We start from the raw sequence: 14,596 nt of genomic DNA, 5'->3' as shown, positions 1-14,596 counted from the left end.
TGCCTTTTTTTGCATAATGGAATATCAATGAATGATTGAAACGGCAGTATAAACTAACAATAGTGCCATAACAATATTGAATTGTTTCCGGTAGGTTGATAAAAATTTTTGAAAGACTGAACCAAAAGCACTCCAACAAACTGTACTAACGAAACCGACAAAAGCTAGAAAGAATGATGCAAGAATTAAACTGAAGTTCGAATTGTAATATGGAATAATAAAAGATGAGACAGCTGTTAAGCCATAAATCAGTCCTTTTGGATTAATAAATTGCAATAAGATTCCTGTGAAAAAAGTATTATTTTTACTATCTTCACTGTTTGATTGGTTAGCGCTACTTTTCATAATTTTATAAGCTAAATACAACATGTATACAAAGCCAAAAATCGTTAGGAAAAGTTCAATCTTTGGGATAAAAGAGTGTAACATTAAATTAAAATAGCTACAAATTAACATAATGATAAAGAATCCAACTCCAACACCAAAGCAAAACCTAATGGATTTTCTGAAGCCATTCTGATTTGCAAAGATCATTGCCATAATATTATTTGGCCCAGGGGTAAATGAAGCGACAAAAACAAACAGTAAAAATGAAAGCACTGGCATAAAGTTCTCTCCCTTATTATGTTATAATGTTCAAAACGGTCTATATAACGTATTGTATTTTAAAGTATACATTATGGACGTTATAACGCACAACAAAAAAGTTAGGAGTTTTTCTAAATGGAAGAGCTAAATTTTATCATTGCAAAAAATTTGAAAAATCATAGAGAGAGAAAAAAATTAAGTTTGGAAAAGGTTGCGGAATTAACAGGTGTAAGTAAGACAATGGTTGGACAAATTGAAAGAGGAGAATCTAGCCCAACAATTACGACACTTTGGAAAATAGCAAATGGTTTAAAAATATCGTTTACGTCATTAATTGAAAATCCACAGCCAGATACAAAAGTGATACGTAAAAATGAAGTACATGCCTTAACGGAGGATAACGGAAAGTACAGAGTTTATCCATTTTTCCCTTTTGATGAAACAAGAAGATTCGAAGTGTATTCTGCAGAGTTAGAGAAAGGCGGAAAGTTAAACGCTAGTCCACATGGAGTTGGTACTGAGGAGTTCATTACAGTTTTCGAAGGAGAATTGACTTTGACTGTTAATGATACTGCCCATATTATAGGAGCCGGAGATTCAATCCAATTTAAAGCAGATCGTGAACACACTTACTTTAATTCTGGAGAAACAATAACTCGTTTAAATATGGTTATTTATTATCCACTTTAAAAATTTTTTACACACTGATGAGGAGAACATTTAATGTTCTCCTTTTTTCTAGCTTCGATGTTCTACAAGGTCAATTGCACCTAAGACAATGTGGGCTAAACCGAAACCAAAAACGGTGTTTGCAATCATTTTGTTAGACCCGCGTTTTTGCTTTAATGCATAACCAGTAGCTGTAACAGCTGAACCAAGTACAGTTGGGATGAGTCCTTCACGAATGTTCAAGATAGAATCCCTCCACATCGAAATTAGTTGGTGATTCATCACCATATTATTAATATTGTCTATCTTGAATTGTAATATGTAATGTGGATAACGGGGATATAACAATTTTTTCTATGTAAGCACCTCTTAATACTATAAAAATCCTCCATCATTCAGTTAGGTTTGGGAGTAATATCCATTTATTATGATATTCAACGTCATGAACTTCTTTGGAAAAATATTTTAACTGTAAGAAGAAAGGTTTAGGGTAAAGTAAATGTATTGCAGGTAATGTGATTTGTTTAGAATGCGGTGGAGGAATTATGGAAAAAAAACAAAAAATGAGTTTGTGGGCACTCTCCAGTGTACCTTTAGTAATGACCTTAGGAAATTCAATGCTGATTCCTGTACTACCAAAAATTGAAAAACAATTAGGGATAACTGGCTTTAAAGTATCAATGATAATCACTGTATATTCAATTTTTGCCATTCTTCTCATTCCAATTGCTGGCTACTTGTCTGATAAGTGGGGAAGAAAAAAAGTTATTATACCTAGTTTATTGATTGCAGGATTAGGTGGTGTACTAACAGGCTGGGCATCTTGGAAAATGGAAAACCCCTTCCTTTGGATCATAATTGGACGGATCATACAAGGAATTGGTTCTGCTGGTGCTATGCCAGTTGTTATTCCTTGTGTTGGAGATATGTTTAAAGATGAAAAAGAAGTTAGCTGTGGCTTAGGGCTTGTAGAAACATCTAATACATTTGGTAAAGTACTGAGTCCTATATTAGGTTCTGTACTTGCATCGATAATTTGGTTTTTGCCATTTTTTGCAATTCCAATTCTATGTGCGATTGCCATTATTTTAATATTAATTTTTGTGAAACAACCAAAACAAAAGAAGAAACAAAAGGTAAAATCAGTGAAGAAGTTCGTTCGATCCATAAGGAGAATTTTAAGACAAAATGGACGCTGGCTTTATACTATCTTTATTTTGGGTGCCATCATTATGTTTATTTTATTTGGCATGCTTTTTTATCTATCATCTTTATTAGAAAATCGTTACCAAATACACGGTGTAATGAAGGGGTTAGTATTGGCCATTCCTTTGGCAGCCTTATCATTTACATCTTATGTGACAGGCAAAAAAATTGGTGATCAGAAAACTGTCATGAAAAGATGCATTTATATTGGATTCATTATAGTCAGTCTTTCTTTTCTCATACCATTGTTTTCAAAAAACATCTTTTTGTTGATTTTAAATCTCATTATATGTGGTATTGGAATTGGATTATCCTTACCAAGCTTAGACTCATTAGTAACAGAAGGAATTGAAAAGGAAGAAAGAGGCACAATTACTTCTTTATACAGTTCATTGCGATTTGTTGGTGTTGCAGCGGGCCCACCAGCCTTTGCTTATTTAATGAAAGGTCCTGATAATTATATGATGATTCTGTCGTTGATACTTGGCATTATAGGCGCATTTATCGCAATTAAATATATTAATCCTAAGGACGAGGAACAAACAATATCTCCTCAAAAATACGTAAAGCATAAATAAGATATGTAAAGCAAACACCACTTCGTCGAAGTGGTGTTTTAATATAGTTTTTTTAAGTATAAATAATAGGTAAAAAACTAATAAAATCCTAATAAAATCCCACTAACATTAAAAAACTATAATAATTCATTTTTCTATTTCAAATAAGAACTATTATGTTAAAATCAGCATATAATTTAAAATCTTTCCCTAGGGAAAAACTATTTGATTTATTCAATAAAATAGGTGGTGGGAAACTTGTCAGAAAAAGCACAGGAAAAATCTAATTATGACGATATTGGTTGGAGAAGGGAAAAAACTCAACCAAGTTTACAAGAAGTGCATCGTTCGCTACCGATTCCTAAAAAAGCGAGTTCTTTAAGAAAATTTATGGCTTTTGCTGGGCCAGGTTATTTAGTAGCTGTTGGATATATGGACCCAGGGAATTGGGCTACATCTCTGGCAGGTGGATCGGCGTTTAACTATACACTTTTATCAGTCATACTTATTTCTAATATTATGGCAATCATTTTACAATCACTATCTGCTAAATTAGGTATTGTAACAGGTAGAGATTTAGCTCAAGCTTGTCGAGATCATTTTAGTAAACCTGTTTCGTTTGTATTATGGATACTATGTGAGGCTGCCATTGCAGCGTGTGATTTAGCAGAACTGATAGGATCGGCTATCGCTTTAAATTTATTATTTGATATACCTCTGTTTTACGGTATTTGTATTACAGCATTTGATGTTTTACTTGTATTACTATTACAAAATAAAGGTTTTCGATATATTGAAGCACTAGTTATCTCATTAATTATTTTAATTACAGGTTGTTTTATTTTTGAACTAACAATGTCACAACCAGATATAAAAGCTGTATTTAATGGGTTTATACCGAGCTCACAAATTATTACTGATCCAAAAATGTTATACATTTCTTTAGGTATTTTAGGCGCTACCGTTATGCCGCATAATTTATACCTTCACTCTTCTATTGTGCAAACAAGAAAATTTGAAGTGTCGAATGAAGGGAAAAAAGAAGCGATTAAGTATGCGACGATGGATTCAACAATTGCACTAATGATTGCATTATTCGTAAATGCAGCAATCTTAATATTAGCTGCCTCAACATTTTATAAGACGGGGCATACGGCAGTAGCATCTATTGAAGATGCGTTTCAATTATTAACACCATTGTTAGGAACTACTCTAGCAAGTACATTTTTTGGTTTGGCATTACTAGCTTCTGGGCAAAATTCAACACTAACAGGAACAATAGCCGGCCAAATCGTAATGGAAGGATTCTTGAATATTAAATTATCACCTTGGCTAAGAAGATTAATTACTCGTTTAATTGCCATTACGCCAGCCTTAATTGTAACGTATCTCTATGGTGCAAAAGGTACAACGGATTTATTAATATTGAGTCAGGTTATTCTTTCTTTACAGTTATCATTTGCAGTTATACCATTGGTCATGTTTACGAGTGATGAAAAGAAAATGGGCCCATTTGTTAATAGAGGTTGGCTAAAAGTAGTTGCATGGATTATCGCAGCTGTTATTGCAGTATTAAATGCTTACTTGCTTTGGGCTACATTTTTTAACTAATTGTTTTAGAGAACACCTTTTCTCTAAGTAATTGGGCAACTTCCGATCAACTTTTTCGTGAAAAGAGTAAATGTAAAAAGATTGAACAGATGTAATTACAGACATCTGTTCAATCTTTTTTTATTTTCAAGAAAATAAGACTTTAGTGTGAAGGTTTTTAGAATGTTAATAAATTGTTAATTATCAATGCTATTTATTAACTTATATTAAATCGTTCTTTTAATGGATTGAGGCTTGTAAACCTAAGTTAAACTACATTTTTACTTTATTCGAGAAACTTCTAATATTAATATTTTTTAATTTTTTTACCTCTACTACATACTCTTTTATTTACTGTTTACATCAGTTAAACAACAGATTAATAAATCTTAGTTACTGTTAAATAGTAAATAAAATAAAAATGTGTGGAGGTTTTTCTATTGTTGAAAAATACATTTAAAAAGAAATTAATTCCGGTGGCTGTACTTTCTACGATTACAGCTGGTGCTTTGATTGGGTCATTTTCAAATAATGAAGTGCAAGCAAAAGAAGTATCTAAGAAAAATGAAATTAGAAATGTGATCTTTTTAATTGGTGATGGAATGGGTGTTTCATATACTTCTGCTTATCGTTATTTAAAAGATAATCCTGCTACAAAGGTAGTAGAGCAAACTGAATTTGACCACTATCTTGTTGGGCAACAAATGACATATCCAGAAGATCCAGCACAAAATGTAACAGATTCTGCAGCTGCAGCAACGGCAATGTCAGCTGGGATTAAGACATATAATGCTGCAATTGGTGTTGATAATGATGGCTCTAATGTAAAAACAGTACTAGAAGCTGCAAAAGAAAAAGGAAAATCAACAGGTCTAGTAGCTACTTCAGAAATAACACATGCTACTCCAGCTTCTTATGGCGCACATGATGTAAGTCGTAAAAATATGAATGCCATTGCTGACGATTACTATGATGAAATGATTAAAGGTGGTCATAAAATTGATGTCATGCTAGGCGGTGGTTTGTCTAACTTTGTACGAGCTGACCGTGACTTAACGAAGGAATTCCAAAAAGATGGTTTTTCTTATGTTACGAATAAACAGGATATGTTAAAAGATAAAAATTCGAAAATGTTAGGATTATTTGCACCTGGTGGAATGCCTAAGATGATGGATCGTGAGGCAACAATGCCATCATTAAGAGACATGACAAATACTGCAATTAATAAACTAGCGAAGGATAAAGACGGTTTCTTCTTAATGGTAGAGGGTAGTCAAATTGACTGGGCTGGTCACGATAATGATATTGTAGCCGCGATGAGTGAGATGCAAGACTTCGAAGAGGCATTTAAAACTGCAATTGCATTTGCGAAAAAGGACAAGCATACATTAGTTGTTGCAACAGCTGACCATTCTACTGGTGGTTATTCAGTTGGTGCAAGAGGAGATTACAACTGGTTTGGTGCTCCGATTTCTGCTGCAAAACGTACCCCTGATTTTATGGCAGAACAAATTGTAAAAGGTGCTGATGTAGAACAAACGCTTAAATCATATATTGATCTTCCATTAAAACAAGAAGAGATTCAGTCTGTTAAATCGGCTGCTCAAAAGAAAGACTTAGTAACGATCGATAATGCAATTGAAACAATTTTTGATACGCGTTCTGTAACAGGTTGGACAACTGGCGGACATACTGGTGAAGACGTAAACGTATATGCATATGGACCAGGTAGTCAGTACTTTGCAGGGAAAATCGATAATACAGACCAAGCAAAAAATATCTTTTCTATTTTAAAGAATGGCAAATAAGAAAATTTGAATAGATGTTCCCATTGAATAAAGTGTTTGATGGGAACTCTTTTACTTTAAATAGTCGACATGGATGGAAGGGGATTTTCAATGAAAAAGTATATTCCACTTTTAATGGGGATTATGTTGTTATCTGCGTGTAGTGATATGCAAAAAGTTAATAATGGCGAGGTGAAAACCGAAAGCCAACAGACAAAAATTGCTTCAAATATAGAAAAAAATAGAGCCAAATCTTTAAGTGATATTTATGTGCCGAATCCACAAGTTTCAGATGATACAAAGTTGTTAAAGGTAGGACAAAAGTTAAAAGATGATAAAGGAGAAATAACATTAGAAGGAAAAGCTACTCTGAATAAGACATTTACGATTGGTTCTGTTGAAATGAAAATTAAAAATGTAAAGCTTATACAAAATTCTCCAACCTATTCTTTAATGGATTATTTTCATTACTACACCGAGGGTTATGAAAACTTCCAATTTGTAAAAGTAGAAGTTGAACTAGTGAACAAATCTAATGAAAAAGTAAATTTCGGACCAGTGTCCCATCTAAAAACTAGTAATAATGAAGAAAAAGCATTTCATGATGATTTCTATATAGAATATTTAGGTGGAGAAATTGAGCCAAATGCTTCTAAACAAGGTGCTTTAGGATTTATTATAGAAAAAACTACACCAAGTCTTGATTGGGTGGAAATTACAACAAGTGATGTATTAGATTCAAACAAAAAAGTAGTTGGTAAAGCACAAAAATTTAGGATCCATTTAGAAAAATAAAAAAGAGAGAGCCTTGTCATTGTTTCCTAAACTTGACATGGGCTTTTTCTTTTTTTATGTTTGGACTAAGTGCTTTAAACGGAATACAAAAGTGGAAAATACGTTAGGGGGAAAATTGAATGGAAATAACTGATATCATTAAATTTGGTTCAGCTTTAGAAGTAGATAAAGATCATGTATTAAAAGAGTTTCAAAAAGGCAGTTTATTATTAATCAATCTTAAGCCACAAGAATATGCATACGAGCAGCATGACAAAGTAGACGAAATGATTATTGCCTTTAAAGGAAGTTTTATCTTAGAGACTGAGTCAGAGGAAGTTATGATCCCAGAAGGATCGATGATTACTGTTCCAAGAGGTGTTAAGCACAGATTCGGGAAAGAAAGTGATGCATTAATATTAGTTGCATTCGGATAAAATAGGAAAGGCCCTACTCTTGAAAAGTAGGGGCTTTTTTCATGTACTTAATACTGTTTCTTCTTCAACTGGTGAAAGCAAAACATCACATTTATTAGGATACATTTTTTCAATATGAAGTTCTCCCCAACAACAAAGTAAGTCCAATACTTCTTTTAATGACCAACCATATTCGGTTAAAGAATACTCTACTTTTGGCGGTACTTGATTAAATACTTCACGATTTACGATATTGTCTTCTTGTAACTCTTTTAATTGTTGAGTTAGCATCTTTTGAGTGATTTCTGGCATTAGTCTCTTTAATTCACTTGTCCTTTTTTTGCCTTTCATTAAATGACAAAGTATAACAACCTTCCATTTGCCTCCAATGACATCTAACGAAGCTTCAACAGGAATATTATATTTTTTCATACTGTTTCCTTTCATATCGTTTCCTCCAAAGATCATCTATTTTCTCCATTAGTTTTCTAATTTTATTCGTCAAACTGATTTACATATCATATCACTGTATGTCATACGTGTGTAGTATTCTTTTTCTTTGTGAAAATTTCTTAAAGTAAAACACCTTTAAACATGTAAATGTTACTAAAAAGTAACTATGTCACTTGAAAGTGCATACTTCTTTTTTCTATGACTAACACGCATAATGGCAAATGTGCTCATCAATTTGAACACAAGATTTTTCTAAATAACCATTCTAGCTTTATTTGATACAATAGTTACTTTTTAGTACCTACAATACTTTTAAGTGCGTACTTCTCATTATGGCTCATATGATTCATAATTGCGTATATCGTCCTAGAACACAATATATAAGGCGCCGTGTTCTGTAGGCCATTTATTACAAAATTTAATTTTATAAGGAGGATTCTTTTATGAGTTCAACTACTTCTACGATAAATATTCAAGAGAATAAAGGTGGAACTCCGGCTTTAATGGCTTTAGCTATTAGTGCATTTGGAATTGGAACAACGGAATTTGTTCCTGTAGGTTTGTTATCTACTTTAGCTGATGATTTAAGTATTTCGATCACATTAGCTGGTTTATTAATATCTGGATATGCAATGGGGGTTGCATTTGGTGCACCAATCATTACTGCTCTTACAAACAAAATGAGTAGAAAAACACTTTTAATGTTGTTGATGGTAATCTTCATTGTCGGTAATAGTGTTGCAGCAGTGTCGACAAGCTTTGGATTACTACTTGTTGCAAGAATTATTACATCGTTTTCTCACGGAGTATTCTTTTCTATTGGTTCAACAATTGCTGCGGATTTGGTACCGGAGAATAAACGTGCAAGTGCGATTGCATTTATGTTCACAGGATTAACAGTAGCTACTGTTACTGGAGTTCCTTTAGGTACATTTATTGGACAGCATTTTGGTTGGAGATCTACTTTTTGGGCTGTAGCCATTTTAGGTCTAATAGCAATTATTGCAATCGCGATTCTTGTACCTAAGGCGTTAAAACAAGCTCCGCCTTCAAAGTTAAGTGATAACTTTAAAATTTTAACAAATGGTCCGTTATTATTAGCTTTTTCAATTACAGCATTAGGTTATGGCGGTACATTCGTTGCTTTCACATATTTAGCACCAATTTTAGAAAAGGTTACAGGTTTTGCTCCTAGTTCGGTGAGTGTAATTTTATTAGTTTATGGAATTGCAGTTGCGATTGGAAATACATTAGGAGGAAAAGCGGCAAATCATAATCCGTTAAAGGCATTAACTTGGATGTTTGTTGTCCAAGCAATCGTGTTAGTGATCTTAACGTTTACAGCACCATTTAAAATCGTAGGTATTGTAACTATTTTCTTCTTAGGTTTATTAGCATTTATGAATGTTCCAGGACTTCAAATATATGTCGTTCAATTAGCTGAAAAGTATGTTCCATCAGCTGTTGATATCGCATCTGCTTTGAATATTGCAGCTTTTAATGTTGGAATTGCAATTGGTGCATTTGTAGGTGGATTGATTGTTGATTCAATTGGGTTAATTCATACACCTTGGATTGGTGGGGTAATGGTATTTGGAGCTGTACTACTAAGTTTATGGAGTGCATCTTTAGAAAAAAGAAATAGTCAAAAATCAAATTCTTGATATTTGAAATTAACTTTAGGATGTGAAACTGATGAATAATTTTCATGAACATCATGCTTACCAACGTATGTATCAGGAGAATGAACTAACGCTCGGACTGCATATACCATTGGAAAATTATCAATTTCAAACACCTACAATGGAAAAACAAGTAGAGTTAGCTCAGCTTGCAGAGAATTTAGGATTTGCAAGCTTGTGGTTTCGTGATGTTCTATTGCAAGATCCCTCATTTGGGGATCCTGCAACTGGACAAATTTATGATATGTTCATATATCTTACGTATCTAGCAAGCAAAACGAAGGAAATTGCGTTAGGAACATCAGCTGTAGTTTTATCGCTGAGACATCCGTTAAGAGTAGCGAAAGAGATTGCAACAATAGAAAATTTGTTTCCTGAAAGACTTATTATGGGTGTTTCTTCTGGTGATCGAAGAGCAGATTTTATGGGATTGGGTATACTTCATGAGGATAGAGGAAATCGTTTTGTCGAGTCGTTTCAATATCTTCAACATGTTTTATACAAGGATTTTCCAATAATATCTTCTTCAATGGGAGAAATGAATGGAGCTAATTTAGTACCAAAACCAACAAAAAGAGTTCCAACGATGATTACAGGTTATAGCCAACAAGATATGGCATGGTTTGCTGAACATGGAGATGGTTGGATGTATTATCCTAGGTCGCCATTTCAACAAGAAGGAGCCATTCAGCATTGGAGAAGTTTAGTAAAACAGTATCACCCTGGTACATTTAAACCTTTTACACAACCGATGCACTTAGATTTATCAGAAAATCCAAACGAAGGCCCAACGCCTATCAGATTGGGTTACCGAATTGGTAGAAATGCTTTAATTGATTTATTAAATATCTATAAAGAAATTGGGGTCAATCATTTATTCTTTGCATTGTTTGACAGCCAAAGACCTGCAGAGGAAGTTATTCAAGAACTAGGTGAAGAAATAATACCTCATTTTCCTACAATAAAAAACAAAATATAAAGGAGAAATATAAAATGAATAATATTAATAGTCGAGTAAAATTAAATAATGGAATTGAAATGCCTGTAGTTGGTTTAGGAGTATTCCAAGTTGAAGATGGACAAATTGTTATCGATTCTGTGAAAGCTGCAATTAAAAATGGCTATCGTAGTATTGATACTGCAGCGATTTACGGAAATGAAGAAGGAGTAGGACAAGGAATTAAAGAAGCAATCGAAGAAAATGGTATAAGCCGTGAAGATTTATTCATTACATCAAAAGTATGGAATGCAGATTTAGGGTATCAATCAACTTTAGATGCTTTTGAACTAAGTTTAAAGAAACTAGGTCTTGATTACTTAGATCTTTATTTAATTCATTGGCCAGTAGAAGGCAAATATGTAGACACATGGAAAGCACTAGAAACACTTTATAAAACAGGTAAAGTTAAGGCAATCGGTATGAGTAACTTCCAAATCCATCATCTACAAGATGTACTAGAAATTGCAGAAATCAAACCAATGGTTAACCAGGTTGAATTACATCCATTATTAAGTCAGGTAGAATTAAGAAACTTCTTAAAAGAAAACTCAATTCAAGTGGAAGCATGGGCACCTCTAATGCAAGGACAATTATTTGAAAATGAAACATTGTCCAAAATAGCTAAAGCTCATAATAAATCAATTGCACAAATCGTTTTACGTTGGCATTTACAAAATGAAATTGTGATCATTCCGAAGTCTATTAAAGAGCACCGAATTCAAGAAAATGCTAATATTTTTGATTTCGAATTAACAGCTGAAGAAATGAAAACAATAGATGCTTTAAATCAAAATCACCGAGTAGGTCCAGACCCTGATAATTTTGATTTCTAATTCGAATTAAAAAAGGCTGTTTTCTAATACACTGTTGCTATAAGAATTGATTACAACTCTAGGATGACCTCTTTCTGTAGGTGTGAGCTAGTAAATAAATGGTAGGTAGGCATGCTACAACCACGTCGTCCTGTCTTATCGCATGTATGACTCACATCCTGTGGGCCTCATCTCCCACAGGAGTCTCGCACTATCCGTTGTAGTCTTTACCGTTTTAAATCCCAAAAGCTACAATCTATTAGAATACACACAAAAAAAGTGGAGTGATCATTGGTCTGACTCCACTTTTTTGTATATTTCTAAATCGGAGTTGATTGATAATAGTTTTCTAATTTGTTTTATAGTCAGTCGTATTTTAAAATAAAAGTAACAATCATATTTTTGGTAAAGAAAGAATTCAGTTATGAAATGAAAACATATGAAATCGAAACACTTGCTTACTTATAGAAAAGGTTGGTATCTAACGGATGATATCAGCCTTTTATGTTTAATGATAGAGGAAAAGGCGGAGGGTTAATAAATGGATATTGCAATTGTGACTGGCGCATCAAAAGGACTAGGTTTTGAAATATCGAAGAGACTCGTACATTCTAATATAGAGGTAATTGGCTTATCACGAAGTACGAATGATCACGTAGATTATTTTGAAAAAATGAAAAAAAATATATATACTCATCTTCAACTAGATCTTTGTAATAGAAATGAAATCGAAACGATATTTAAGGGAATCATTCAAAAATTGATTATGAAACTGCCTAAAAAGGTTTATGTTATCAATAATGCAGGGATGGTTGAACCAATTGAGCGCTTAGGTTTCTTAGATGCTAACATGATTGAAAAAGCAGTGCATTTAAATTACTTAGCACCAATGATCATAAACAATTTATTGTTAAAGGAATTAAGACCTTATAACATAGAAATCGTTATTGTCAATGTAACCTCAGGTGCTGCTGAACGTTCAATTCACGGATGGAGTGTATATAACAGTTCAAAAGCGGCCATTAATATGCATACAAATGTAGCAGGACTTGAGCAAGAAAAGGATGATAAAAACAATAAGATTATTGGGTTTAATCCTGGAATAATGGATACTGATATGCAATGTGTAATACGTGGAGCAAAAGAAGACGCATTTGCTGAGATTAATAAATTTTTGGATTATAAAAAGAAAGGTGAACTACGATCACCTGAAGTAGTAGGGAAAGCATTGATTAACTTACTATTAAACAAAGAGTTAATGAATGGGAAAATTTATTCTATTAAAGATCTTATTTAAAGATTATTCGATAGATACATCTGACAAAATGACAAATGTAAAACCTAGTAAGATTTCGATAAAAATGTTAAATAGTTTTTTATAAAGTGCTTTATTTGAAGAAAAAAAGGCATTCTGATGTTAAGTGTAGAATAATTGTAATGAATCTACAGTGACATTCAAAAAACTTCTTAAAACAGAGCTAAATGTGAAAAAAACGGGAGTAGAAAGTAGGTTTGATCCTAACTTTACTCCCATTTTTATTTTTTAGGTAAGTTATTTATTTCTTTTGATAAATATAGCTAAATGCAGCACCCAAGGCAATGCCAAATCCAATACCAAGTGATATATTGTCAAAAGCAATTCCAAATGTCGCTCCTAGTGCAATGCCTAATGCAATGTATTTGCTACTAGACTGCCATTTTTGTCTAGACATTAAATCACTCCAATCCTACATCAATAAATAATTGCTCAACAAGTAGTCAATTATCTATAATAGATTAAAAATACCTATTTGTAAGACTTAAGACTTACAAAAATTCATGCTAAGGTTCATTTTAAACTTTTAAATACATTCTATAATATATTATAACAAGAATACTAGAACATAAATAATACACCAGAATGAATACAGTTGTGGAGGGATTTGATTAATTTGCGAAACAAAAATATAAATATAATGAAAGAACTATTCATACACATCGTAATAGCATCATTAGCAATTTACTTGTTATTTAATTTTCTACCTACAATTGTAACTGTATATAAAGTAATATTTACGCTGACGATTATTGGAATCTGTTTCCTTGATGCTTATCTTGTTTTATCAAACAATACTAAGCTATTAAAATTAACAAAAATTGCTTTATCAATCGTACTATTATGTATTGTCATTGTTATTTTAATTTACTATGTAACAAAGTTTTTAGTATTTGCAGATATGTATGGGATTGAGCAAATACTAATAGATCATAAATCAATTGCAAAATTATTATTTTTCAGTATATGCTTTTTACAACCAATTATATTACCATTACCTGAAGCAGTAACACTTCCTGCTGGAAGCGCAGTGTTAGGTTCGTTCGAAGGTGCTTACCTTGGCTTTTTAGGCTCCTTATTAGGTATTGTTGTCATGTATTTCATAGCTAGAATAGGTGGATTAAAAATAGTTTCAAAACTAATAAAAGAGAAGCATTTAAAAAGCTATCAGGAATATGTTTCAAAAAATGAAACGATTATACTGACACTAATGTTTATTATACCGATTTTACCAGATGAAATTATTTGTGTAGGAGCAGGTATTAGTAAAGTTTCATTTAAGAGGTTTTTCTTGATCGCGATGCTTGCAAAATTAGTGACATCATCACTCCTTGCATACTCAGTTTATTTAGCTAAATTGTTTTCTTTATCAACAACACAATTAGTACTAGCTAGCTCAATCATTGTAACCTTCATTTTCTTACTTTCAATTTTTATAAAAAAATCGATTAAGAAGACCAACTCAGAACAAGTATATATGACCTCACAGGGAGACTAATTCATAATCGTCTATGTGACATGTCGAATTTGGAAATTTCCTGAGAAATAATGTAGAAAATGTGTTGAAAGATAGGATTGGAATTAACATTCTAACCTATCTTTTTTTTTTACTTTCAATTTTTTAATAAGAGCAGTTCCTTCTTAATATCGGCATTTTCTAAAAAAATGGCTACTAAGCAAGTAGTCTTTTTCTTTTTTAAACAGTCTCGGTTACAAGTATAGTATTGTAAGATTCCCAAATACTAAC

The 14,596-nt window shown here is 32.6% G+C and carries 15 protein-coding genes; 11 read left to right on the top strand and 4 right to left on the bottom strand.

What is annotated here, in order from left to right:
* Positions 1 to 24 precede the first annotated feature (24 nt).
* Positions 25 to 606, bottom strand: coding sequence for a LysE family transporter (locus ACX6U0_RS18320; protein WP_464961305.1), 582 nt, complete (start codon positions 604 to 606; stop codon positions 25 to 27).
* Between the two features lie 117 nt (positions 607 to 723).
* Between ACX6U0_RS18320 and ACX6U0_RS18315 the strand changes: the two genes are divergently transcribed.
* Positions 724 to 1,278: a helix-turn-helix domain-containing protein gene (locus ACX6U0_RS18315; protein WP_464961304.1), complete on the top strand. Its 555-nt coding sequence runs from the start codon at positions 724 to 726 to the stop codon at positions 1,276 to 1,278.
* A 48-nt stretch (positions 1,279 to 1,326) separates the two neighbouring features.
* Here the strand turns inward: ACX6U0_RS18315 and ACX6U0_RS18310 are convergent, their stop codons facing one another.
* On the bottom strand, positions 1,327 to 1,500 hold the full coding sequence (locus tag ACX6U0_RS18310) for an asparagine synthase (RefSeq protein ID WP_088003923.1): 174 nt from the start codon (positions 1,498 to 1,500) through the stop codon (positions 1,327 to 1,329).
* 302 nt (positions 1,501 to 1,802) lie between these two features.
* On the opposite strand from ACX6U0_RS18310, the gene ACX6U0_RS18305 reads away from it, so the two are divergent.
* From ACX6U0_RS18305 to ACX6U0_RS18285, 5 genes are all read left to right on the top strand, one after another.
* Positions 1,803 to 3,041: an MFS transporter gene (locus ACX6U0_RS18305; RefSeq protein WP_464961303.1), complete on the top strand. Its 1,239-nt coding sequence runs from the start codon at positions 1,803 to 1,805 to the stop codon at positions 3,039 to 3,041.
* A 237-nt stretch (positions 3,042 to 3,278) separates the two neighbouring features.
* Positions 3,279 to 4,631 carry an Nramp family divalent metal transporter gene (locus ACX6U0_RS18300; protein WP_464961302.1) on the top strand — a complete coding sequence of 451 codons (1,353 nt, stop codon included), beginning with the start codon at positions 3,279 to 3,281 and terminating at the stop codon, positions 4,629 to 4,631.
* A gap of 419 nt (positions 4,632 to 5,050) precedes the next feature.
* Positions 5,051 to 6,418, top strand: a complete 1,368-nt coding sequence (locus ACX6U0_RS18295) for an alkaline phosphatase (protein WP_464961301.1) — start codon at positions 5,051 to 5,053, stop codon at positions 6,416 to 6,418.
* A gap of 90 nt (positions 6,419 to 6,508) precedes the next feature.
* Positions 6,509 to 7,192, top strand: a complete 684-nt coding sequence (locus ACX6U0_RS18290; protein ID WP_464961300.1) for a DUF4352 domain-containing protein — start codon at positions 6,509 to 6,511, stop codon at positions 7,190 to 7,192.
* Between the two features lie 119 nt (positions 7,193 to 7,311).
* The gene (locus tag ACX6U0_RS18285) at positions 7,312 to 7,608 is read left to right on the top strand and encodes a cupin domain-containing protein (protein ID WP_464961299.1); all 297 of its coding nucleotides are present in this window, start codon (positions 7,312 to 7,314) and stop codon (positions 7,606 to 7,608) included.
* Positions 7,609 to 7,647: 39 nt separating this feature from the next.
* Here ACX6U0_RS18285 and ACX6U0_RS18280 read toward each other — a convergent pair whose 3' ends face one another.
* Positions 7,648 to 8,019 (bottom strand): winged helix-turn-helix transcriptional regulator, encoded by a 372-nt coding sequence (locus tag ACX6U0_RS18280; protein ID WP_464961361.1) that lies wholly within the window; start codon positions 8,017 to 8,019, stop codon positions 7,648 to 7,650.
* Positions 8,020 to 8,483: 464 nt separating this feature from the next.
* Between ACX6U0_RS18280 and ACX6U0_RS18275 the strand changes: the two genes are divergently transcribed.
* The 4 genes from ACX6U0_RS18275 (at position 8,484) to ACX6U0_RS18260 (ending at position 12,831) form a co-directional block, all read left to right on the top strand.
* The gene (locus tag ACX6U0_RS18275; protein WP_464961298.1) at positions 8,484 to 9,704 is read left to right on the top strand and encodes an MFS transporter; all 1,221 of its coding nucleotides are present in this window, start codon (positions 8,484 to 8,486) and stop codon (positions 9,702 to 9,704) included.
* A 31-nt stretch (positions 9,705 to 9,735) separates the two neighbouring features.
* Entirely contained in the window at positions 9,736 to 10,701 is a 966-nt protein-coding gene (locus ACX6U0_RS18270; protein ID WP_464961297.1) for an LLM class oxidoreductase, read from the top strand.
* Between the two features lie 14 nt (positions 10,702 to 10,715).
* Positions 10,716 to 11,555, top strand: a complete 840-nt coding sequence (locus ACX6U0_RS18265; RefSeq protein WP_464961296.1) for an aldo/keto reductase — start codon at positions 10,716 to 10,718, stop codon at positions 11,553 to 11,555.
* Positions 11,556 to 12,075: 520 nt separating this feature from the next.
* Positions 12,076 to 12,831, top strand: a complete 756-nt coding sequence (locus tag ACX6U0_RS18260) for an SDR family NAD(P)-dependent oxidoreductase (RefSeq protein WP_464961295.1) — start codon at positions 12,076 to 12,078, stop codon at positions 12,829 to 12,831.
* Between the two features lie 259 nt (positions 12,832 to 13,090).
* Here ACX6U0_RS18260 and ACX6U0_RS18255 read toward each other — a convergent pair whose 3' ends face one another.
* Positions 13,091 to 13,246, bottom strand: coding sequence for a hypothetical protein (locus ACX6U0_RS18255; protein WP_464961294.1), 156 nt, complete (start codon positions 13,244 to 13,246; stop codon positions 13,091 to 13,093).
* Between the two features lie 219 nt (positions 13,247 to 13,465).
* Between ACX6U0_RS18255 and ACX6U0_RS18250 the strand changes: the two genes are divergently transcribed.
* A complete protein-coding gene (locus ACX6U0_RS18250; protein ID WP_464961293.1) occupies positions 13,466 to 14,347 on the top strand; it encodes a TVP38/TMEM64 family protein in 882 nt (293 codons plus the stop codon).
* Positions 14,348 to 14,596: the final 249 nt, after the last annotated feature.

Source organism: Gottfriedia sp. ABJ_BB2_2 (assembly GCF_055484705.1).
Note: the sequence above shows the minus strand (reverse complement) of the source record. Positions and strands in the feature narration are given on the sequence as shown.

Excerpts from the sequence above, each read along its gene's own strand:
- ACX6U0_RS18270 (WP_464961297.1), top strand. The coding sequence starts at position 9,736 with ATGAATAATTTTCATGAACATCATGCTTACCAACGTATGTATCAGGAG.
- ACX6U0_RS18255 (WP_464961294.1), bottom strand. The coding sequence starts at position 13,246 with ATGTCTAGACAAAAATGGCAGTCTAGTAGCAAATACATTGCATTAGGC.
- ACX6U0_RS18315 (WP_464961304.1), top strand. The coding sequence starts at position 724 with ATGGAAGAGCTAAATTTTATCATTGCAAAAAATTTGAAAAATCATAGA.
- ACX6U0_RS18305 (WP_464961303.1), top strand. The coding sequence starts at position 1,803 with ATGGAAAAAAAACAAAAAATGAGTTTGTGGGCACTCTCCAGTGTACCT.
- ACX6U0_RS18275 (WP_464961298.1), top strand. The coding sequence starts at position 8,484 with ATGAGTTCAACTACTTCTACGATAAATATTCAAGAGAATAAAGGTGGA.
- ACX6U0_RS18320 (WP_464961305.1), bottom strand. The coding sequence starts at position 606 with ATGCCAGTGCTTTCATTTTTACTGTTTGTTTTTGTCGCTTCATTTACC.
- ACX6U0_RS18260 (WP_464961295.1), top strand. The coding sequence starts at position 12,076 with ATGGATATTGCAATTGTGACTGGCGCATCAAAAGGACTAGGTTTTGAA.
- ACX6U0_RS18280 (WP_464961361.1), bottom strand. The coding sequence starts at position 8,019 with ATGAAAAAATATAATATTCCTGTTGAAGCTTCGTTAGATGTCATTGGA.
- ACX6U0_RS18290 (WP_464961300.1), top strand. The coding sequence starts at position 6,509 with ATGAAAAAGTATATTCCACTTTTAATGGGGATTATGTTGTTATCTGCG.
- ACX6U0_RS18285 (WP_464961299.1), top strand. The coding sequence starts at position 7,312 with ATGGAAATAACTGATATCATTAAATTTGGTTCAGCTTTAGAAGTAGAT.
- ACX6U0_RS18265 (WP_464961296.1), top strand. The coding sequence starts at position 10,716 with ATGAATAATATTAATAGTCGAGTAAAATTAAATAATGGAATTGAAATG.